This window comes from Flavobacterium ginsenosidimutans (assembly GCF_037478105.1).
GTDB classification, from domain to species: Bacteria; Bacteroidota; Bacteroidia; order Flavobacteriales; family Flavobacteriaceae; genus Flavobacterium; species Flavobacterium ginsenosidimutans.
The window spans coordinates 1,006,214-1,028,631 of the sequence record NZ_CP147988.1; the positions used below are offsets into that span (position 1 = coordinate 1,006,214).

Consider the following 22,418-nt stretch of genomic DNA (forward strand, 5'->3'; position numbering starts at 1 on the left):
CCTGCTTTAACGGGGTTATTTAAAGTTAAATCCTCTAATTATTATCGCTTATAATACGCTACAATACTGGCTTTTGCTAAAGTCTGGTTCCAAAGATTAAATCCAACTACAGCTGGATTTGTGTTTTCATCTGTTCCCAATTTATCAGTTTTTAATGCATAAACGGTGATGATATATTGATGATATCCGTGACCAACCGGCGGACAAGGTCCTCCAAAACCCTTAATTCCATAATCAGTAACACTTTGAATTGCTCCTTTTGGAACAAGATTTTTAGTTCCAGCATTGGTTACCAATTCATTTACATTTGCTGGAATATCCACTACAACCCAATGCCAAAATCCGCTTCCTGTAGGCGCATCAGGATCGTACATCGTTACTGCAAAACTTTTGGTTCCTTCTGGAGCATTTTTCCAAGATAACTGTGGAGACTGGTTTTCGCCTGAGCATCCAAATCCGTTGAATTCCTGAATTTTAGTAGTTTCTCCTCCTAAATCTTTACTGCTTAATGTAAATGTTTTTTGTGCAAAAATAGATGTCGAGAAAATGGCTGACATCACCAAAATTAAACTTAGCTTTTTCATTTTATCTGTTTTAAAATTTTAAGCAAAGTTAAATTTGGAACGGCTGAATAATTTTAGGCAAAGGTTCAAAAACTGTTGCTAAAAGCTCAAATCGTTTTATGATGTTTGGGCGTTACGCCATATTTGATTTTATAAGCCTGACTGAAGCTTGAAAGGTTTTCGTAACCGGCTTCAAAATAAACTTCAGAAGGGCTTTTTTCTTGACTCAGCAAATAATGTGCATGTTCCAATCTTTTATTTTGAAACCATTTTATAGGCGATTCTGAATAGTATTTTTCGAATTCTCTTTTAAAAGTCGAAACACTCATATTACATAAAAATGCTAATTCTTTTAAAGTCAGTTTACTTAAATGACTGTTTTCGATAGTTCGAATGAATTTTTGTGCGGCATCATCGCTGTTTGTAGTCAAAGAATAAAGAAAATCTGTTCCGTATTTATCTGTCAAGTAAAGCATAATTTCTTCAAACTTTACTTCTAATAATTTTGACTGAACTGCTTTTGAAAGGTTAGAAATATCGCCTAAACTATCTACAAAACGTTTTAGGAAATTATCATAATCAAACGCATAAACTGATTTTGGTTCAATTGATTCTGATCTTTCAGATTCCATTTTTCTAATGAAATTATAAAGCATTTCATTAGAAAAAAACAAAAGAACACTTTTATAAAGTGACGTTTCTGAAATTCTTTTTTCTGTCATTAAACAATTTCCAGATCTCATTACAATAAATTTCGAAGGCGTTATAGACAATGCTTCATTATCGAAAATGACTTCTTTTGTTCCTTCAATCAAAAAACTGATGATATTTTGATTTAAAATAATCTGCTGTTTCGAAACGTCTTTAGAACTGCTATAACCAACAACATGAACTTGTTGTGATTTTTCTAAATTCATCTCGTCTGGAAGTGTAATTGTTTTCATAAAAATTATGGCTTATCAAACGAATCGATAAGCCTTTATTATTTAGAGAATATTCTTGATTTTATTTTTGAGTCGATTCTCTTGCGAGTACTTCTGTATTTAAAAAGGTAATTTCTTTAGCATCATCATTTTTAGATGATTTCAAGTTTTTGATAATAATTTCTGCAGCCGCTTTTCCCATTTTTTCTGCGGGATGCGTTATAGTAGACAAATTAGGATCGATTATTTGCGAAATTGGATCATTATTAAAACCAATTACTTTAAATTCTTCAGGAACTTTTATGCCACGTTTTTTAGCTGTTTGCACGGCACTTACAGCAATAATATCTCCAGGAGCAAACAATCCGTCTGGCATTGGTTTTAAATCAAATAAAGCGTTACTGGCTTTTACACCATCTTCGTAAGTAACTGAATTTAAATTGACAATAAGATTTTCGTCTATATCAACATTATGATCTTTTAAGGCTTCGATATAGCCTCTTTTTCGTTCATTATATAAATTTCCTAATTCTGATCCTGCTGTAATGTGGGCAATACGAATACAGCCTTGTTCAATAAGGTGTTTAGTCGCCTTATATCCAGCTGAATAATTATCGATTACGACTCTGAAAGTATTATAATCTTTCGGAACCCTGTCGACAAAAACTAACGGAATATTATTGTTTGAGAATTGATGAAAATGTGACGTATCGCGCGTTTCCATTGCCAACGAGCAGATTACACCACTTACACGGTTACTGTACAAAGATTTCGCCATATTGACTTCTTCTTCATACGAGTCGTGCGACTGCATAATGATTACGGTATAATCCGATTTTTGAGCCGTAATTTCGATTCCGCTGATTAATGATGACAAAAAGGGTTGTGTAACGGTGGGAATCAAAACTCCAATGGTTTTAGTTTTATTACCACGCAAACCTGCGGCTAAAGTATTAGGAACAAATCCCATTTCTTCAGCGGTCTTTTTTACTTTCTTTATCGTTTTATCACTAATCGTGTGATGATCCTTTAAAGCTCGTGAAATGGTCGATGTTGCCAAATTAAGTCTTTCGGCAATATCATAAATCGTTACATGTTTATTTTCTTCCATAAAACAAATAATAGAAGATGTAAATATAAACTATTTTCTTTCACGTTTATATTTTCAAAAAATCAGTCAAAAATTAAGATTATTAATCATCTTTTTTGTCTTTTAGAATCTTACCCTCTTTGGTAAATTCCAAATCGATATTGTTTGTCAAATCTACATCGAGATCCTTATGTCCATAATCAATGTGCGTTATTTTTTCATTAGGATGATTTTTCGCTACATAAGCCTTAATATTATCTGGAATAAAATCAGTTGGAATTGGATTATCTCCACCATCAACTTCACGATACGATCCGTCTTTCCAGAATTCTACTTCTGTTCCATCTTTCAATTTAACTTCATAACCTTTTTCTCCATGTTCAGCATCTTTCTTTGCCGTTTCAACAGTGGTATAACTAAAATGTTTTTTCAAAAAATCTTGTGCAGGTTTTGGCAATTCTGCAACTTCTATCTTTTTCTGCGCACTGACCGATATTGCTAACAATAACAATGTCAGTGCTAAAAATATTCTCACTTTCATAATTTGTAGTTTTAAAGTATGGTTCTACTAATTTACTGCAAGAAAAAATGCCTTCAAATTTATTTAAGAAACTTTTAGTGTTTTAAAATATTGATTTACAAAACATTTACATCCGATATTTATTAAAAAATATCACAACTCCGTCTAAAATTTTTATTTTACAAATCGGCCATTTCATTGTTTTGTAGTATTTTTAATTGTTAATTTTAAACTTGTTTTAACTTAATCCTCAAATTTCCAAAACTTAAAAAATATTCTTATTCAATTAAGATTATAAACCAAAAACGTATGAGAATCTGGTCACGAAGACTTCATGTATTCCTCTTAATCTTTTTATGCTTTGGTCTACAAGCTCAGATTGAAAATAAAAAGAAATCTTTAGTGTCCCAAAAGGCTGTTCTTATTAAAGAAGATAAAACCACACTTACTCTTTACAATTTATATAATAATGGAGAAGAAAAAAAGGCCTATAAAAAAGCACATCAGATTCTAAAATCTAAACCAGACAATAGAGCTATAGCTCGTACAAATTTACTTCTTGCATACTATTTTAGTAAAAGAGCCATTATCGATTCTTCAATTTATTATACAAACCAAGCTTTGAAGTACAATACGGTTGTCAATGATTCTTTAAAAAACCGTCTTTTTTCTTTAGGATACAACCTACTTGCTATCAATTATAATAAAAAAGGATTGTATAATGAAAGTAAAAAATGGCATCTTAAAGGCATAGAAGTTTCCCAAAAATATAATGAGAAAAATCTTTTCTACGTACACACGCATGGTTTAGCCCAGAATTACGTGGAATTAGGAGATTATCCTAATGCTATTAAATTGTTTAAGCAGTGTTTGGAATACAAAGAGGACAGCGAAATAATCGTAGGAAGTTATATCAATCTTGGTGATATTTATTCGAGAATAAAGGATTATGACAACGCCAATATTTTCTATAAAAAAGGAAAAAATCTCTGCGAAAAAAACAATAATGAACAAGGAAAAGCAGTCATTTTAATTGGTTTAGGAGAAAATTATCGCTTACAAAACAAAAATCAGGAAGCCTTAAATATGTTTCAGGAAGCGCTAGTTATTGCTGATAAAAATGAACTGAATCAATTGTCAATTATTACGAGAAACAATATTGGTAATTGCTATGTTTCTCAGAAAAAATATAGTGATGCCAAATCGATACTTTCAGAAGCTCTTCAAAAATCAATGCAATTTGGATTACTCCAAAATCAGGCTTTTATTTATGACGAATTAAAGAAAATTGCTCTTGAACAAGACGATTTCAAAAGTGCTTATTCATTCTTTGAAAAATCTGTCGCTTTTAAAGATTCTATCAATAAACTCGAAAGAATTAAAGAGATTAATGAATTAGAAATCAAATACAAAATCGCACAAAAACAAAAAGAAATCAAAGTTTTAAAATTTGAAAATGAAGCCAAAAAATTAACAATGGCTAATCAAGAAGAAGCGATTAAAAATATGATGTTGCAAGAGGAAATCTTGACGAAAAATAATGAAAATACAATTTTAGCTTTCCAAAATTCTGTACACAAAAAAAGAAATGAAATTTCACTTTTAAAGAATGATCAGCAATTAAAAGCACTCGAAATCTATCAGCAAAAGAAAATTAAACTCTTTATTATTGTTGCTTTTCTAATATTGCTACTTCCAATAATTGGTCTTCTTTTTCAGTATTACAAACGTTTTACTTTTCAGCGTTTATTGAATAGTAAACAGATGGAAATAAGTAATCAGAAAATAAATGGGATTTTAAAAGAACAAGAATTAGAATTGGTTAAAGCCTCAATAAGTGGTCAAGATAAAGAAAGACAGCGCATATCGCAAGAACTTCATGATAGTATTGGTGGTAATTTAGCGGCTATAAAACTACAGGTAAATCATTTAAATTCAGGTGACTTCTCTAATATCCAAAAAATTAGTCTACAGCTGGATGAAACATATCAGCAGGTTCGAAATTTATCCCATACTTTACTTCCTAAAAAATTCAGGCAGAATAAATTTTTAGAAGTTTTAGAATCCTACTTAATAAATATTGGAAGTGCAAGCAATATTAAAATTTCTTTCATTCCTTTTCCAAAAAATTCCATCAACGAATTGATTGAAAATATACAGATTGAGACCTTTAAAATCATTCAGGAACTATTAACGAATACGATTAAACATGCAAAAGCCACTGAAGTTGAAATTCAATTAAACTATATTGAAAATATATTAAACCTCTTATTTGAAGACAATGGCGTTGGTTTTGAGCCTGAAAATCAATCAAAAGGAATTGGATTCATTAATTTAGAAAATCGCATTAAAAAACTAAACGGCACATTAGTAATTGACTCAAAATTAAAACGTGGTACAATTGTAAATATTGAAATTCCAATCTCTCAATCAAAATTAAAAAAATAAAAGGCGTTGACTTAAAAAATCAACTTAACGAATTAAAAAGCAACTAATATATTTGTTTATGAATAAAATAAACCTGCTTATTGCCGATGATCATACTATGTTCTTACAAGGAATTATTTCTTTATTGGAACAGGAACCGAATATAACTATAGTTGACAAAGCAATAAATGGAATTGAAGCATTAGAAATCATTAAAAAAGGCACTACCGATTTTATAATTTTAGACATTAGTATGCCTGAAATGGATGGAATTGAATTGAGCAAAATTTTAAGGAAAGAATATCCAAACATCAAAATTCTAATTGTAAGTACGCATAGCAATGTTATGATTGTTTCGAGATTAATACGCATTGGCGTAAATGGCTATTTATTAAAGAATGCTGAGAAGGAAGAACTTCTTGAGGCGATTAATTCTATTGCATCTGGTAAAAACTATTTTGCAGAAGAATTAGAAGAAAAACATTTAATGAACAGTTTAAAAATTGAAAAACAAGTTTCCAATTTAGCTGATTTAAGCTCAAGAGAAAAAGAAATTTTAATACTCATTGCACATGAATACAATACAGCAGAAATTGCCGAAAAGACTTTTATCAGTTTAAATACCGTAAACACACACCGCCGTAACTTATTATCTAAAATAAATGCCAAAAATACGGCAGGTCTCGTAAAATATGCAGTTGAAAATGGTTTAGTTGATTAATTATTACTAAGCCCGAATAATGTCGTAAAGCTCCCCAATGCTAATACTAATTACTCGAGCAAGTAATGTAATAATATTTGATTTCAAATTAAAAAATATTATTTTAGTTTGAAATCAAATTAAAGCTACGCAAGAATACTTGCAAACAGATCAATTATAATTCTCCAAATTTATAATTTGACACATTGTAACTTTAATGCAAAACTACTACTCCACTTTCTCTTTCGCATCACTATAAATAGTGATTTTATATTTTAAATTAGATGTTATTCAGTATTAATGTATCCCATTCCAGCATACCATTAAAACCAAAAAATCCCCATCAAATACATGATGAGGATTCTTAAAAGAAAGGCGACGACATACTCTCCCACAATAATGCAGTACCATCTGCGCAGGCGGGCTTAACTTCTCTGTTCGGGATGGGAAGAGGTGAGCCCCGCCGCAATAACCACCTTAAGGTTTTTGTTGGCGGTTGATAGTTGCTAGTTGATGGATTTCTCCGCCAGCTGCCAACTGATAACCTTCAACTGCAGCTTGGCTGCAAATATTTTAACATACTGAGATAAAGAAAAGCAAGCTTTATTTAGAAAGTTTCCTCCCGATCCGCCAAGGCGGATCGGGAAAAGGGTGTGCATAAGCTTACGGATTATTAGTACTACTCGACTATGACATTACTGCCTTTACATCTGTAGCCTATCAACGTGGTCATCTTCCACGATCCTTAAAAGAAATCTCATCTTGTGGTGGGTTTCGCGCTTATATGCTTTCAGCGCTTATCCCTTCCCAACGTAGCTACTCTGCGGTGCCCCTGGCGGGACAACAGATACACTAGAGGTTAGTCCAATTCGGTCCTCTCGTACTAGAATCAGATCCACTCAAATTTCTAACGCCCGCAGTAGATAGAGACCGAACTGTCTCACGACGTTCTGAACCCAGCTCGCGTGCCACTTTAATGGGCGAACAGCCCAACCCTTGGGACCTTCTCCAGCCCCAGGATGTGACGAGCCGACATCGAGGTGCCAAACCCCCCCGTCGATATGAGCTCTTGGGGGAGATCAGCCTGTTATCCCCGGCGTACCTTTTATCCTTTGAGCGATGGCCCTTCCATGCGGAACCACCGGATCACTATGCTCTACTTTCGTACCTGATCGACCTGTATGTCTCTCAGTCAAGCTCCCTTATGCCATTGCACTCTACGCACGGTTACCAAGCGTACTGAGGGAACCTTTAGAAGCCTCCGTTACTCTTTTGGAGGCGACCACCCCAGTCAAACTACCCACCAAGCACTGTCCCCCGCAATACGGGGTTAGGCCTCAGATAAACAAAGGGTTGTATTTCAACAATGACTCCACAACGCCTGGCGACGCCGCTTCATAGTCTCCAACCTATCCTACACATCATTTATCCAAGGTCAATACTAAGCTATAGTAAAGGTGCACAGGGTCTTTTCGTCCCACTGCGGGTAAACGGCATCTTCACCGTTACTACAATTTCACCGAGCTCATGGCTGAGACAGTGTCCAGATCGTTACACCATTCGTGCAGGTCGGAACTTACCCGACAAGGAATTTCGCTACCTTAGGACCGTTATAGTTACGGCCGCCGTTTACTGGGGCTTCAATTCAATGCTTCTCCGAAGATAACATCTCCTCTTAACCTTCCAGCACCGGGCAGGTGTCAGGCCCTATACTTCATCTTACGATTTTGCAGAGCCCTGTGTTTTTGATAAACAGTCGCCTGGACCTCTTCACTGCGGCCCCGATTGCTCGGGGCGACCTTTCTCCCGAAGTTACAGGTCTATTTTGCCTAATTCCTTAGCCATGAATCTCTCGAGCACCTTAGGATTCTCTCCTCAACTACCTGTGTCGGTTTACGGTACTGGTTCTTACTGCCTGAAGTTTAGAGGTTTTTCTTGGAAGCCCTTAGGCGCACTATCTCTTTGTCCGAAGACTCCGAGTACTATCGCATTTCACCAAGATCTCCGGATTTGCCTAGAGACCCTATAGCTAGGTGCTTTAACGAACTATTCCGTCAGTTCGCGGCGCTTTCATCACTCCGTCACCCCATCACAGCAATAAGAAGTACGGGAATATTAACCCGTTGGCCATCGACTGTCCCTTTCGGGTTCGCCTTAGGTCCAGACTAACCCACAGCTGATTAGCATAGCTGTGGAAACCTTAGTTTTTCGGTGTGCGGGTTTCTCGCCCGCATTATCGTTACTTATGCCTACATTTTCTTTTCTGACCGGTCCAGCATACCTTACGATACACCTTCAGCCCTGTCAGAATGCTCCCCTACCACTTGCAAATACATGCAAATCCATAGCTTCGGTAATATGCTTATGCCCGATTATTATCCATGCTCGTCCGCTCGACTAGTGAGCTGTTACGCACTCTTTAAATGAATGGCTGCTTCCAAGCCAACATCCTAGCTGTCTGGGCAGACAAACCTCGTTCTTTCAACTTAGCATATATTTGGGGACCTTAGCTGATGGTCTGGGTTCTTTCCCTCTCGGACTTGGACCTTAGCACCCAAGCCCTCACTGTTATCAATCATTATATAGCATTCGGAGTTTGTCAGGAATTGGTAGGCGGTGAAGCCCCCGCATCCAATCAGTAGCTCTACCTCTATATAACTAAAATAACGCTGCACCTAAATGCATTTCGGGGAGTACGAGCTATTTCCGAGTTTGATTGGCCTTTCACCCCTACCCACAGGTCATCCGAAGACTTTTCAACGTCAACCGGTTCGGTCCTCCACTGTGTGTTACCACAGCTTCAACCTGCCCATGGGTAGATCACACGGTTTCGCGTCTAACACTACTGACTAAAGCGCCCTATTCAGACTCGCTTTCGCTGCGGATCCATGGCTTAACCACTTATCCTTGCCAGCAGCGTTAACTCGTAGGCTCATTATGCAAAAGGCACGCCGTCACCCCACGAAAGGGCTCCGACCGCTTGTAGGCGCATGGTTTCAGGATCTATTTCACTCCGTTATTCACGGTTCTTTTCACCTTTCCCTCACGGTACTGGTTCACTATCGGTCTCTCAGGAGTATTTAGCCTTAGCGGATGGTCCCGCCAAATTCAGACAGGGTTTCACGTGCCCCGCCCTACTCAGGATACCGCTATCCATTACACTTGTTGCCCATACGGGGCTCTCACCCTCTGTGGCGCTCCTTTCCAGAAGCTTCCGGTTCCTTGTGCATGAAATATCGCGGTCCTACAACCCCAGCAATGCCGTAACAATCCTGGTTTGGGCTAATCCGCGTTCGCTCGCCACTACTTACGGAATCACTTTTGTTTTCTTCTCCTCCGCCTACTTAGATGTTTCAGTTCAGCGGGTTTGCCCACCTATCGGTGTGCTATATCTTCAATATAGCGGGTTGCCCCATTCGGATACCTGCGGATCGATCGGTGTGTGCCCGTCCCCGCAGCTTTTCGCAGCTTATCACGTCCTTCATCGCCTCTGAGAGCCTAGGCATCCCCCATGCGCCCTTATTTTGCTTATTGCACCAATCTTGCCATTTAAAACAAGACCGTTTTGTTTGTTTTTTATATTTTGCACTGATGCTCAATAAAAAACGCTTTCTACTTTCTTATTATTTTCTTATCTCAATATGTCAATGAACTTTAATAAGTATCAAGATTTTCGCATTAGGCATTAAGACTGCTGTCTTGATACTTTGTACTATAATCTTTGTACTTTCTTGTGGAGAATAACGGAGTCGAACCGTTGACCTCCTGCGTGCAAGGCAGGCGCTCTAGCCAGCTGAGCTAATCCCCCAATTTTAAATCTTAGATTTTAGAATTCAGATTTTAGATTTCTTAATTCTTCTCTAATTTCCTTTGGTGAATCCCAGCTTCCAGAATTTCCTTTAAAATCAAGCTTTTCAGTTTTCCTTCTTAAATCTAAAATCTATAATCTTAAATCTGAAGTTTTTAGTAGTCCCGGGCAGACTCGAACTGCCGACCCCTACATTATCAGTGTAGTACTCTAACCAGCTGAGCTACGAGACTCTGTTTTACTTAATTTCTTATCATTTTTTTAAATTAACAGCAAGAGCAGTACAATCTGGGATCCAGAACTTCAGATTCCATCATTTTCCCAAGCGTGCCATAAGGCTAACACTCAGGCTCTAGAAAGGAGGTGTTCCAGCCGCACCTTCCGGTACGGCTACCTTGTTACGACTTAGCCCTAGTTACCAGTTTTACCCTAGGCAGCTCCTTGCGGTCACCGACTTCAGGCACCCCCAGCTTCCATGGCTTGACGGGCGGTGTGTACAAGGCCCGGGAACGTATTCACCGGATCATGGCTGATATCCGATTACTAGCGATTCCAGCTTCACGGAGTCGAGTTGCAGACTCCGATCCGAACTGTGACCGGCTTTATAGATTCGCTCCTGGTCACCCAGTGGCTGCTCTCTGTACCGGCCATTGTAGCACGTGTGTAGCCCAAGGCGTAAGGGCCGTGATGATTTGACGTCATCCCCACCTTCCTCACAGTTTGCACTGGCAGTCTTGTTAGAGTTCCCGACATGACTCGCTGGCAACTAACAACAGGGGTTGCGCTCGTTATAGGACTTAACCTGACACCTCACGGCACGAGCTGACGACAACCATGCAGCACCTTGTAGACTGTCTTGCGAAAGATCTGTTTCCAAATCGGTCAGTCTGCATTTAAGCCTTGGTAAGGTTCCTCGCGTATCATCGAATTAAACCACATGCTCCACCGCTTGTGCGGGCCCCCGTCAATTCCTTTGAGTTTCATTCTTGCGAACGTACTCCCCAGGTGGGATACTTATCACTTTCGCTTAGCCACTGAGATTGCTCCCAACAGCTAGTATCCATCGTTTACGGCGTGGACTACCAGGGTATCTAATCCTGTTCGCTACCCACGCTTTCGTCCATCAGCGTCAATCCACCGGTAGCAACCTGCCTTCGCAATTGGTATTCCATGTAATCTCTAAGCATTTCACCGCTACACTACATATTCTAGTTGCTTCCCAGTAATTCAAGTCCAGCAGTATCAATGGCCGTTCCACCGTTGAGCGATGGGCTTTCACCACTGACTTACAAGACCGCCTACGGACCCTTTAAACCCAATGATTCCGGATAACGCTTGGATCCTCCGTATTACCGCGGCTGCTGGCACGGAGTTAGCCGATCCTTATTCTTACGGTACCGTCAAGCTCCGACACGTCGGAGTGTTTCTTCCCGTACAAAAGCAGTTTACAATCCATAGGACCGTCATCCTGCACGCGGCATGGCTGGTTCAGGCTTGCGCCCATTGACCAATATTCCTCACTGCTGCCTCCCGTAGGAGTCTGGTCCGTGTCTCAGTACCAGTGTGGGGGATCTCCCTCTCAGGACCCCTACCCATCGTAGCCTTGGTAAGCCGTTACCTTACCAACTAGCTAATGGGACGCATGCTCATCTTTCACCGTTGTGACTTTAATTATATCCCGATGCCGGGTCATAATGCTATGAGGTATTAATCCAAATTTCTCTGGGCTATCCCTCTGTGAAAGGCAGATTGCATACGCGTTACGCACCCGTGCGCCGGTCTCAAGGCCCGAAAGCCTCTACCCCTCGACTTGCATGTGTTAAGCCTGCCGCTAGCGTTCATCCTGAGCCAGGATCAAACTCTTCATCGTATATTTTTATATTATATCTCGACGAAATCTATCGGTTCTTTTCGAATCTTGCGATTCTACTGCTCTTATTCTTTTTGTTTTAGCATCTCTGCTAAAACGGCTGTCAATTCAATATGTCTACGAACGTGTCTTTCTTTTTGTCTTCGCCTATGTTTCAAAGCGGGTGCAAAACTAAAAATTCTTTTTGTTTCTCGCAAGAAAAATTTAAAAAAATTTTGAAACTTTTTTTCGTTTCTTTTTTCTCAATTTTCCTTCCAGTCTCTCAATGAACTTCCGTGTTTTGCGGGGTGCAAATGTAAAAGCTTTTTTCAAATCCCGCAAGCTTTTCCGAATCTTTTTTCAGAAAATTTCTTTTCCTCCGATTCTTCTTTCCTGCCAGTATTTCGATGAGCGCCTTTCGCTGTTGCGGGTGCAAAAGTAGAACCTTTTTCCGCTTGCGCAAGCTTTTTGTCCGCCTTTTTTTGATCTTTTTTAAAACTTTTTCCTAACTCGCTGATAACGGATTCTTTACAGAGCAAAGTTTTTTATCCTCTTGTGGGGTTTTTCTGCATTTGGCTATTGCTTTTGCTGTTTTGCCGCGAAGGCACTAAGGCGCAAAGCCTTCTTTTCTTCTCTTTTTAATCCCGCAAAGGCGCCAAGATGCCAAGTTTAGCCTTTTATTTCTTCTGGAAACCGATGCCCTAGCCCCGATAGAAGCGGAAATCCTTTTGCTTTTTTCTTTAAAAAGCAAAAGATTGGAGCGGATAGCGGGAAATGGCTCCTGAAAAATCATAATATTCAAATCATACCTTATATATATGTACAAAAAAAGAAACCCGACAGGTTTTTAAAACCTGTCGGGTTGTGAGAAGGAAATCTACTCTTAATATTATATAGTATAATTATATATGTATACTTTCATTTAGGCTGTCGATTGCTTCTTTGGTGATTTGAATGCTTTTTAGTTTTGCCTGATGATCGAAGATTGGACTGGTTACCATTAGTTCGTCGATTCTTGCGTAGTCAATGAACTTTTTCAAATCGATTATTAATTGTTCTTTGTTTCCTGTGAAAGTTCCGGCTGTCATTTGATTGACATGGAAACGTTCTTGTTCGTTCATGATATCATCTAGTGACGGAACTGGCGGCTGTAAACCTTTGCGATCGTTTCTAATTAGGTTTAGAAACATTTGATACAAACTTGTAGACAATAGTTCTGCTTCTTCATTGGTATCTGCAGCTATTATATTCAGACAAGCCATTGTTTTCGGTTTATCTAAATATTCTGAAGGCTGGAAATTTTCTCTATAAAATTCAAATGCCTGAATCATCAGTTTTGGCGCAAAGTGTCCGGCAAAAGCATAAGGCAATCCGTAAGCTGCTGCCAAAGCAGCGCTATCCATACTTGAACCTAGAATCCAGATAGGAACTTTTAGTCCTTCAGCTGGGAATGCGCGTACTTTTCCTGTTTCATTTTCGCTTGAAAAATACTCTTGAAGTTTGCTTACGTTTTGCGGAAAACGCTGTGCCTGCTCGAAAAAGTCTTTTCTAATTGCTTCGGCAGTTGGCTGATCTGTTCCCGGCGCTCTTCCTAAACCTAAATCGATTCGGTTTGGATAAAGTGTTTCCAGGGTCCCAAATTGCTCAGCAACTACTAAAGGAGAATGATTCGGAAGCATAATTCCGCCAGAACCTACACGGATATTTTTGGTCTGACTTGCTACATAACCAATTAAAACAACCGTTGCTGTACTTGCAACGTGTGCCATATTGTGGTGTTCTGCAAGCCAAAATCGCTTGTATCCTAAAGTATCTGCTAATTGCGCTATGTCTTTTGTTTTTTGAAATGTTTCTGTGGCATTGCTATTCTGAGTGATGATAGCGAGGTCTAATAATGAGACTGAAATTGGGTTTTTCATATAAAAAAATGCTAGTCTACAAAATTAACTCATTTATACGGATGCCTTTTGTTTTCTAATGTTAATAGATTTATAATATTTCTGAAACGCTTCAAGAATATAATTTTTAACAATTAATTATTGTTTTACGATAATTAATTATACATTTGCAATATCAATCTAACTTTTCTATATATGAAGACAACTCATATTGTATCCAAAATATTATTTTACTTTACCCGATTTTTGTCTGTGATTTATTTCTTTTTGGCCGGATATTCTGTTTTTACATTAATTACAGGATTGTTTCTGACATTTAAAGACAACGGAAAGTATTTTCAGGTTTGTTATCCTTTTACTTCGCATCCTTTAATGCTTGGCGATTACAACCTGCCTTATATTCTTTTTGATTTTTTGGCGCCGTTGAGTTTGTACGGACTTTTCTTTTTATTGAGTAGTAATGTTTTTAAGGTATTTTTTCAGCCTAAATTATTTACTGTAAATGGAATTTCTCATTTAAGGCGTTTCTATTTATCCAATTTATTAATTCCGGGTATTGTAATATTTGTGGCTTTCTTTTTTGTTCCGCTGGATAATGAAGTTTCGATTTTTATTCTATTGCACGGAATGCTTGGCGTTTTCGCTTACTTTTTAGCAGCCATTTTTAAACAAGGTTTAAACCTTCAGAACGAACAAGACTTATTTATATAACTATGCCAATAATTGTAAATGTTGATGTAATGCTTGCCAAACGCAAGATGCAGAGTAAAGAGTTGGCAGAAAAACTAGATATTACACCTGCTAATTTATCGATTCTAAAAACTGGAAAAGCAAAAGGAATTCGGTTTGATACTCTCGAAGCTATTTGTAAAATATTGGATTGTCAGCCTGGCGATATTTTAGAATACGTGGCAGAATAGCTTTCTTTTAAATCTTATTTCACTCTTAATAAATCGGTTTTTGAAGCCGACAGGTATTCTATTGCCTAATTTTTTCAAATCATAGTTTAATTCAATCATCAAAATCAATCAAAAAATGAACAGTTTATCAATCCAAAATCTCAGCAAAACGTATGAGAACGGCACAAAAGCGATTGACAATTTATCGCTTGAAATTACAAACGGAATGTTTGGTTTATTAGGACCAAACGGCGCCGGAAAATCGACTTTAATGCGAACTATTGCCGCTTTGCAGGAACCTACTTCGGGAAGTATTGAATTTAACGGAATTAATATTCTGGAAAATCCAATGTTCATCAGGCAAAATCTGGGTTATCTGCCACAGGAATTTGGCGTTTATCCTAAAATTTCTGCTTATCGCCTGCTCGATCATTTGGCGGTTTTAAAAGGAATCGTCGAAAAAAAGGAACGTCACGATCAAATTTTGTATTTATTACAGCAGACGAATTTACTACAGCATAAAGACAAAGCGGTTCATTCTTTTTCTGGCGGAATGCGCCAAAGGTTTGGAATTGCTCAGGCTTTACTGGGAAATCCGAAGATTATTATTGTGGATGAACCTACTGCGGGACTTGATCCGGAAGAAAGAAACCGATTTAATAATTTGCTGAGCGAAATTGGCGAAAGCATTATCGTCATTCTATCAACTCATATTGTAGAAGATATTCGCGATTTATGTCCAAAAATGGCAATTATTTCCAACGGAAAATTGATTTTGGAAGGAAAACCAAATGAAGCGATCGATTCTTTGAAAGATAAAATCTGGATGAAAGCGATTGAAAAAGCAGAACTGAAAGAACATCAATCGAATTTTAATATCATTTCGTCCAACTTAAATTCAGGAAAAATCAATATTCATGTTTTCTCAGATGAACAACCAGATTCTGGCTTCGAATTGATATCGCCAGATTTAAGCGATGTTTATTTTAGTGTTTTAGCTCAAAATCAACTTAAAAATTAATGTTATGCTTTCTAAATTAATTCAATTTGAATGGCATAACAATACCAGAAGCTGGACTTTTTATGCCACGTTTATCATTTATTTGGTTTTAGGATTTTTTGTGAGTGCTTTTGCGAATTTCTCTTTTTCGGGTGCTTACAAAAATAGTCCGTATGTGCTTACCTATGCGATTGGCCTGATTTCGCTAATGACGATTTTTTCGATTACGCTTCAGGTCGCACAAAGTTTTTTAAAAGAATATGAAACGAAATTCGATTCGATAATTTTCTCCTCTCCTATTTCTAAGTTTCAATATTTGGCGCCTAAATTTATTACCGCGTTTACAATCGCGGTAGTTTCTTTTGGAATGTTTATCGTCGGAATGATCATTGGACACCAAATGTCATGGCTTTCTAAAAGTGAAATTGGTCCTTTTGAAATAATAAATTATCTCTGGCCGTATTTTGTAATTGTGATTCCGAATATTTTCTTGTGCCTTTCTATATTGACGGCTTTGGCTTGGCTTACGCGAAGTAAACTTTTTATTTATGTTGGCGGTTTATTAATTTATATCTTATATATCGCGGGTTCGATTTTTTCTAATTCGCCCATATTTGCAAATGCTTCTCCATCTTCGGCGAAAGCCATGTCTTTGGCTGCAAAAATAGACCCGTTTGGTTTGGCTGCTTTTTTAGAACAAACAAGATATTGGACTTCAATTGAAAAAAATACCGAATTGGTTTCGCTTTCGGGGAACTTTTTATTCAACCGATTATTGTGGATTTTGGTTTCACTGTTTTTGCTTTTTATTTCCTATCGCTTGTTTTCTTTCCGAAAAACGAAATCCAAAAAGGTAAAAATGCTTAAAGTTATTTCAAAACAAGCAAAAATCTTTTCTTCGGAAATTCCAAAAAACATTGAATTCAAAACCTTCAGACATAATTTTGCTGTTTTTAAAAGCAATATCAAACTAGATATTTTTTTAGTTCTAAAAGGAATTCCGTTTTTATTGATTGTTCTTTTATTTTCAGGATTATTGGCAATCGAAATTTCGGATGAAATTGACGGCGGAATTCGATTAGCGGAAAAAATTACAGATACGGCTTTGATGATTTCCACGATAATGGATCGTTTGCCGTTTATTCTGATGTTGATTTTACTTTTTTACAGCAATGAATTATTAAACCGAAGCGAAAATTCGAGATTTGAAATGCTCGAAAATACCGCACCATATTCTCAATTTATGGTTTTACTGGCAAAATTGACGACACTTTTTATTATTCCACTAATCATTATCAGCATTAGTATTTTGATTGGATGCAGTTTTCAGATTGTGAATGCAAATGCTCCAATCGAAATTGGTCTTTACTTTTCTTTGTTTTATTATCTGGGATTTCCGTTGTTGTTGATCTCGATTTTGGTAATTGCGATTCAGACTTTTATTAAAAATAAATATATCGGACTTTCGGCTGCTGCTTTTGTCTGCATTTTGTTCTGTACGGGAATTGGAGAACAATTGGGAATTTCGCATCCTTTACTACGATTTGGAAATGCTTTTAAAAGAGAATATTTTGATATGAATGGTTTCGGAAAATATATTTTTCCGTTTCATATTTCGGTGTTATACAATTTCGGATTGGCTCTACTGCTTCTTACTTTGACTGGAATTTTATGGAAAAGAAATGCTTCAATCGTAAAAACCTTTCGAAGAAATTTATTGAATGGTATTCAAAAAACAACTTTTGTTTTCGGAGTTATTCTTTTTATTGGTTTTGGAAGTTATCTTTTTTATAAAACGAATATCGAATATCCGTATTTGACCGAAGAAGATCAGAATAATTGGAGCGAGCAATATGAAAAGCAATTCAAAAAATATACAAATCTTGCGCAGCCCGCGATTGTTTCTGTAGAAAGTAAAGTTGATTTATTTCCTGAAGAAAATCGTTATGAAGTAAGAGGCACTTATAAATTGATTAATAATTCTGAAAAACCTATTGATAGTTTACTCCTATATATAGATCGAAATTCGAAACTGATTTCTGTTGAAATTCCGAATTCGAAAAACCTGGACGATGTTTCGGCATTTCATCATTATTGGTATCGATTGGAAAAACCTTTACAGCCCCAGCAGAAAATGAAAATAAATTTTTCTTTTGAGTCGTCGTGGTCGCCATTTAAAAGTCATACTGCCTTTAATTCTATAATCGAAAATGGTTCGTTTATGCGAATAAGCCGTTACTTTCCGCTTTTTGGCTATCAGGAATCGAATGAAATCAGCAGTAAAAAAGAACGAGCAAAAAGGCATTTGAAACTGCAAGCTCCTCTTAAAAAACTAGAAGACAAATCGGAAATTAAATATGATTTTGTTGATTATGATGCTGTGGTTTCAACTTCTCAAAATCAAACAGCGATTGGCGTTGGAGATTTAATTGGAAATTGGAAAAAAGACGAGCGCAATTATTTTCATTATAAATCTAACGGCAAGATTCCGTTTCGGTTTGCTTTTTCATCTGCTGAATATGAAATCCAAAAAACGAATTATAAAGGGATTTCTATTGAAGTTTATTATGATAAAAGACATTCGAGAAACTTTAAAAAACTAATTCAGGATGTAAAAAATACTTTGGATTACTGCCAGAATAACTTTGGTAAATATCCATACAAAACAATTCGTTATGCCGAAGTTTCTGCTTTCGCCGATGGATTTGCTGCGACTTCTTATCCGTCTACAGTTTTTATGAAAGAGAATTTCGGTTTTTACAGCAACCTTAACAACAAGGATAAGGAAGATGTAATTAATCAATTAACTGCTCATGAATTGTCGCATGAATGGTGGGGAAATTCACAAATAAGCCCAGAACAAAAAGAAGGAAGCTGGATTTTGACTGAAACTCTGGCTCAATACACGGAACTGATGTTGTATGAAAAAGAACATGGCTTGGAAAAAGCGCTCGAAACTCTAAAAATTCATCTCGATTTATATTTAAGCAGCCGAAGTTATGATCCTGAAACGCCTCTATATAAAACAAATTACGAAACTCCGCATTTACCTTATGATAAAGGTATGCTGGTAATGCATCAGCTTCGGGTTTTAATTGGTGAAGAAAAAGTAAATCTGGCTTTGAAAAATTTTCTGAATCATTATAAATATCCAAATCCGTTTCCTGATTCTGAAGATTTATTAAAAGAGATTTATGCTGTAACAGATCAAAAACTATATTCTAAATTAGATGAAATGTTTAAGCAGATTATCACATATTCTTCCAAAATAGAATCAGTCACCAATATTAAAAAGAATGGTTTTTATGAAGTTTCTTTTATAGCTAATTCCAAAAAGTACAAGGAAAATGCCACCGGAGAACGAAAATTAATTGCAAACGACGCCACAATAGATATTGGAATTTATGATGAAAACGGGAAATTATTTCGTTATCCTTTTGCAATCAAAAACAATAAAGTTGAAGGTAAAGTTAAACTGAAAACAAAACCTCAACGCATTGTTATTGATCCGTATTTAATGAATATTGATACTTTTATAAAGGACAACGAAAAGGAAATTGACTAGAAGTTTTTCGGTGAGAATAATTTTTAAACACATAGAAGCATAGTTTTTTTCTTTTACTCATAAAGAAAATCGAAAGAAACTAGTTTCTAACACATAGCTAGCTATGTGAATTTATGCAAGTGAAACGCCTTTTCTACATTCCAAAAAACTATGTTTCTATGTGTTTAAATTTTTATGAAACATTTTTATTTCAATTGAATGAAAATCTGTTTGTGAGTTGATTTTCCGTCGTCTTTAATTTTTAAATCTTTGTTGGATTCGATTTGAAATTTTGAAGAAGTATCAATTGCTAAAGAAATATCTTGATGTCTAAAAGTTTCTGGAATTTCCGGAAGTTTAATTGTAACTATTACTTCTTTATTTTTTTGCTGAAAATCGACTTTAATTCTGTCTCTTAACCAAATGTATTCGTAAACTTCCTGCCAAGGTGCCATCCAGATAGAATCGTTCCCTTTTGCTCCGTATTTATTGGCAAGCGTTGTCATATAGTATTTAAAATCAGGGAAACGCATGCTTAAATTCCACAGATTTGTGTTTCCTGTTCCGTGGGTAAATTCGTTAAACCAAATTGTATTAGGTTGTTTTACAATTGAATCTATAGTTTTTAAATAACGATCCATCGTTTTAAAACTCGTCGTGTCTTTTGAACTCTGCACAAAAGTTCTAGCCGTAATCATTTTATCTAGATTTACTTTTGAATCGACATTAAAAACGGGTTCAACACCATAATAAGATGCTGCAGAAAAAAGTCCATTATTAAGTGCCTCTTTTTCATATTCCAAATAATATTTCTCATCACCTTCTCCGCCCGGAACCACAAAATGAGACATAGTAAAATCCAGATTTTGTTTTATTGAAGTGGTGTTTTCGGTTACTTCTGTCAAATAATTCGTTCCGTGTTTTGTTGCGTGATGGAAACCGTGATTCAAAATATCCCAACCAGCATTGTACATTTCTTTAACTTCCGGCCACGAAAGATGTCCGCGATTTGCCGGTAAATCACGAATTGAACCTCCATTGATCGCTAACGCTAATTTAAACGGAATTTTATTTCCCATTCCGTCCGAATAGAAAAGTCCTTCCGAAGTTGTTCCGTCTCCTCCTTGATCGATTTTCCATTCGTTAATTGATGAATTACTGATTTTTCCTCCATTCAATAATGGAAAAGCAGTTAAATAAGCCGATCTGTAACCATCGTCAAGTGTAAAACTGTAAGCGAAATGTTTGTTGTATTTTAATTGCGAAACAGCAATTTTAATTTTATCTGCCGATTTTAGTTTTATTTTGAATGAAATGGTCTTTGGTTTTGAAGAATCTTTTTCGATAATTCCATTTGAAAAACTAGTAAAGCTTCCTAAGATTAAGAAAGCTATTATAAGGAGAATTCGTTTTGACATAAATTTTAGTGGTTCATTTTCGACTTAAAAGTACATTTCTTTTTCACAAAAATATTTTAAAACTGATTCTACTGCTTAAAATAATTTCTATCGATTCAAAAAAGTGAACAGATTTTAAACCTAACTTTGTACATCAAATACCAAAATTTGATTTAGCATCTCTGTAAATGACACACAAAATTTTAATTATAGACGACGAAGAAAAACTGAGAAGTCTGCTGGTTCGTATTATAAAATCGGAAGGATTTGAAGTTTTTGAAGCCAAAGATTTGAAATCCGGTTTTAAAAAACTGGAACAAACGCATATTGATGTTGTTTTATGTGATGTGAAACTTCCTGACGGAAATGGCGTTGATTTTCTTCAAAACATAAAAGGAAGTTTTCCGCTGACAGAAGTTATTCTGCTGACTGCTTTTGGGAATATTCCAGACGGCGTTCAAGCAATGAAAAATGGCGCTTTCGATTATATTGTAAAAGGCGACGATAATGATAAAATTATTCCGCTTCTTTATAAAGCTGTCGAAAAAGTACATCTACAGAAAAAAGTTCAGCAATTAGAAAAACGTATTAACGATAAATATTCTTTTAATACCATTATTGGAAAATCAAAAGGAATTGAACAAGTTATTGATCTCGCACAAAAAGTAGCCAAAACAGATTCGACTGTTTTACTTACTGGCGAAACCGGAACTGGAAAAGAAGTTTTTGCACAGGCCATTCATGAAAATAGTAATCGTGTTGGGAAATCTTTTGTGGCATTAAACTGCAGTACTTTTACAAAAGAAATTTTAGAAAGCGAACTTTTCGGTCACAAACAAGGCGCTTTTACGGGAGCAGTAAAAGATAAAAAGGGTTTTATTGAAGAAGCAAACGGCGGAACTTTATTTCTTGATGAAATTGGTGAAATGCCAATTGATCTTCAAGCCAAATTATTGCGTGTTTTAGAAACCAGCGAATATATTCCGGTTGGTGACACGACTCCTAAAAAATCAAATTTCAGATTAATTGCCGCTACAAATAGAGATTTAAAAACAGAAAGTGATGAACATCGATTCCGTTCTGATTTATATTTCCGTTTGAATATCTTCGAAATTAAATTGCCTTCTTTAAGAGAAAGAATTAAAGATATTGCCGTTTTGACAAATCATTTCGTGAAACAGTTTTCCGAAAAAACGAATAAAAAAACATTACAAATCTCTGATGATTTTCTGCAGAAAGTAGAAAATTATTCCTGGCCGGGAAATATCCGTGAACTTAAAAATATAATCGAAAGATCGGTTATCTTAAGTAATGGCGATACCTTAACTTCGGATGTTCTGCCATACGAAATGCAACAACATCAAACTGAAAATAATTCAAAACCTATGTCGGCTTTCTCGATGCAGAGTGTTGAAAAACTGCATATACAAAAGGTTTTAAATTATACTAAAGGGAATAAAGCAGAAACGGCTCGATTATTAGAAATTGGAATTGCGACTTTGTATAGAAAGCTGGAAGAGTATCAAATTCAATAACAATTGCAAAATTCAATTTCAATATCAATTACAATTCTCAAAGCTTCGGAGAAGCATCATATTTATAGATTATTTTATTGCCAATAATAAAAAGCTCCAGAGGAGCGACACCTACGCAATCTGAAAAAATATGTCACCCCGCTGGGGCTTTGATAAATGTGGATTCATCATTTCTATAAATATTTCGCTCCTCTGGAGCTTGACAATAACATATCAAAACGAGAAAAGCTTATCAAAATGATAGGCTTTTTTTATGCCTGATTTT

General features: G+C 36.2%; 13 protein-coding genes, 2 tRNA genes and 3 rRNA genes. 7 read left to right on the plus strand and 11 right to left on the minus strand.

Annotated elements, in window-relative coordinates; all coding sequences use genetic code 11:
• Positions 1–41: 41 nt before the first annotated feature.
• From V6624_RS04535 to V6624_RS04550, 4 genes are all read right to left on the minus strand, one after another.
• On the minus strand, positions 42–584 hold the full coding sequence (locus V6624_RS04535; protein ID WP_111287924.1) for a YbhB/YbcL family Raf kinase inhibitor-like protein: 543 nt from the start codon (positions 582–584) through the stop codon (positions 42–44).
• 86 nt (positions 585–670) lie between these two features.
• On the minus strand, positions 671–1,507 hold the full coding sequence (locus tag V6624_RS04540; RefSeq protein ID WP_338841017.1) for an AraC family transcriptional regulator: 837 nt from the start codon (positions 1,505–1,507) through the stop codon (positions 671–673).
• Between the two features lie 61 nt (positions 1,508–1,568).
• Entirely contained in the window at positions 1,569–2,597 is a 1,029-nt protein-coding gene (locus V6624_RS04545; protein ID WP_111287928.1) for a LacI family DNA-binding transcriptional regulator, read from the minus strand.
• Positions 2,598–2,679: 82 nt separating this feature from the next.
• On the minus strand, positions 2,680–3,117 hold the full coding sequence (locus V6624_RS04550; RefSeq protein WP_111287930.1) for a PepSY-like domain-containing protein: 438 nt from the start codon (positions 3,115–3,117) through the stop codon (positions 2,680–2,682).
• A gap of 288 nt (positions 3,118–3,405) precedes the next feature.
• On the opposite strand from V6624_RS04550, the gene V6624_RS04555 reads away from it, so the two are divergent.
• The gene (locus tag V6624_RS04555; protein ID WP_338841019.1) at positions 3,406–5,544 is read left to right on the plus strand and encodes a sensor histidine kinase; all 2,139 of its coding nucleotides are present in this window, start codon (positions 3,406–3,408) and stop codon (positions 5,542–5,544) included.
• A 58-nt stretch (positions 5,545–5,602) separates the two neighbouring features.
• Positions 5,603–6,244, plus strand: a complete 642-nt coding sequence (locus tag V6624_RS04560) for a response regulator transcription factor (protein ID WP_111287932.1) — start codon at positions 5,603–5,605, stop codon at positions 6,242–6,244.
• Positions 6,245–6,593: 349 nt separating this feature from the next.
• Here the strand turns inward: V6624_RS04560 and rrf are convergent.
• The 6 genes from rrf to V6624_RS04590 form a co-directional block, all read right to left on the minus strand.
• Positions 6,594–6,703, minus strand: a 5S ribosomal RNA gene (gene rrf / locus V6624_RS04565).
• A gap of 173 nt (positions 6,704–6,876) precedes the next feature.
• Positions 6,877–9,758, minus strand: a 23S ribosomal RNA gene (locus tag V6624_RS04570).
• A gap of 199 nt (positions 9,759–9,957) precedes the next feature.
• Positions 9,958–10,031: transfer RNA gene (locus tag V6624_RS04575), tRNA-Ala, on the minus strand.
• 159 nt (positions 10,032–10,190) lie between these two features.
• Positions 10,191–10,264, minus strand: a tRNA-Ile gene (locus tag V6624_RS04580).
• A 123-nt stretch (positions 10,265–10,387) separates the two neighbouring features.
• Positions 10,388–11,901 (minus strand): 16S ribosomal RNA (locus V6624_RS04585).
• The 16S, 23S and 5S rRNA genes sit together here with 2 tRNA genes alongside, the layout of an rRNA operon.
• An 881-nt stretch (positions 11,902–12,782) precedes the next feature.
• Complete coding sequence (locus V6624_RS04590; protein ID WP_111283408.1) at positions 12,783–13,799, minus strand: LLM class flavin-dependent oxidoreductase; 1,017 nt, start codon at positions 13,797–13,799, stop codon at positions 12,783–12,785.
• 174 nt (positions 13,800–13,973) lie between these two features.
• On the opposite strand from V6624_RS04590, the gene V6624_RS04595 reads away from it, so the two are divergent.
• The 4 genes from V6624_RS04595 (at position 13,974) to V6624_RS04610 (ending at position 19,242) form a co-directional block, all read left to right on the plus strand.
• A complete protein-coding gene (locus V6624_RS04595) occupies positions 13,974–14,489 on the plus strand; it encodes a DUF2975 domain-containing protein (protein ID WP_111283406.1) in 516 nt (171 codons plus the stop codon).
• A gap of 2 nt (positions 14,490–14,491) precedes the next feature.
• Positions 14,492–14,698 (plus strand): helix-turn-helix domain-containing protein, encoded by a 207-nt coding sequence (locus tag V6624_RS04600; RefSeq protein WP_012024053.1) that lies wholly within the window; start codon positions 14,492–14,494, stop codon positions 14,696–14,698.
• Positions 14,699–14,813: 115 nt separating this feature from the next.
• Positions 14,814–15,698 (plus strand): ABC transporter ATP-binding protein, encoded by an 885-nt coding sequence (locus V6624_RS04605; protein WP_338841030.1) that lies wholly within the window; start codon positions 14,814–14,816, stop codon positions 15,696–15,698.
• A gap of 4 nt (positions 15,699–15,702) precedes the next feature.
• On the plus strand, positions 15,703–19,242 hold the full coding sequence (locus tag V6624_RS04610; RefSeq protein ID WP_338841032.1) for an ABC transporter permease/M1 family aminopeptidase: 3,540 nt from the start codon (positions 15,703–15,705) through the stop codon (positions 19,240–19,242).
• A 185-nt stretch (positions 19,243–19,427) separates the two neighbouring features.
• Here V6624_RS04610 and V6624_RS04615 read toward each other — a convergent pair whose 3' ends face one another.
• Entirely contained in the window at positions 19,428–20,639 is a 1,212-nt protein-coding gene (locus V6624_RS04615) for a polysaccharide deacetylase family protein (protein WP_338841033.1), read from the minus strand.
• Positions 20,640–20,806: 167 nt separating this feature from the next.
• On the opposite strand from V6624_RS04615, the gene V6624_RS04620 reads away from it, so the two are divergent.
• Positions 20,807–22,153: a sigma-54 dependent transcriptional regulator gene (locus V6624_RS04620; protein WP_338841035.1), complete on the plus strand. Its 1,347-nt coding sequence runs from the start codon at positions 20,807–20,809 to the stop codon at positions 22,151–22,153.
• Positions 22,154–22,418 lie beyond the last annotated feature (265 nt).

Coding starts and splice junctions, on each gene's coding strand:
- V6624_RS04535 (WP_111287924.1), bottom strand. CDS start 584: ATGAAAAAGCTAAGTTTAATTTTGGTGATGTCAGCCATTTTCTCGACA.
- V6624_RS04540 (WP_338841017.1), bottom strand. CDS start 1,507: ATGAAAACAATTACACTTCCAGACGAGATGAATTTAGAAAAATCACAA.
- V6624_RS04545 (WP_111287928.1), bottom strand. CDS start 2,597: ATGGAAGAAAATAAACATGTAACGATTTATGATATTGCCGAAAGACTT.
- V6624_RS04550 (WP_111287930.1), bottom strand. CDS start 3,117: ATGAAAGTGAGAATATTTTTAGCACTGACATTGTTATTGTTAGCAATA.
- V6624_RS04555 (WP_338841019.1), top strand. CDS start 3,406: ATGAGAATCTGGTCACGAAGACTTCATGTATTCCTCTTAATCTTTTTA.
- V6624_RS04560 (WP_111287932.1), top strand. CDS start 5,603: ATGAATAAAATAAACCTGCTTATTGCCGATGATCATACTATGTTCTTA.
- V6624_RS04590 (WP_111283408.1), bottom strand. CDS start 13,799: ATGAAAAACCCAATTTCAGTCTCATTATTAGACCTCGCTATCATCACT.
- V6624_RS04595 (WP_111283406.1), top strand. CDS start 13,974: ATGAAGACAACTCATATTGTATCCAAAATATTATTTTACTTTACCCGA.
- V6624_RS04600 (WP_012024053.1), top strand. CDS start 14,492: ATGCCAATAATTGTAAATGTTGATGTAATGCTTGCCAAACGCAAGATG.
- V6624_RS04605 (WP_338841030.1), top strand. CDS start 14,814: ATGAACAGTTTATCAATCCAAAATCTCAGCAAAACGTATGAGAACGGC.
- V6624_RS04610 (WP_338841032.1), top strand. CDS start 15,703: ATGCTTTCTAAATTAATTCAATTTGAATGGCATAACAATACCAGAAGC.
- V6624_RS04615 (WP_338841033.1), bottom strand. CDS start 20,639: ATGTCAAAACGAATTCTCCTTATAATAGCTTTCTTAATCTTAGGAAGC.
- V6624_RS04620 (WP_338841035.1), top strand. CDS start 20,807: ATGACACACAAAATTTTAATTATAGACGACGAAGAAAAACTGAGAAGT.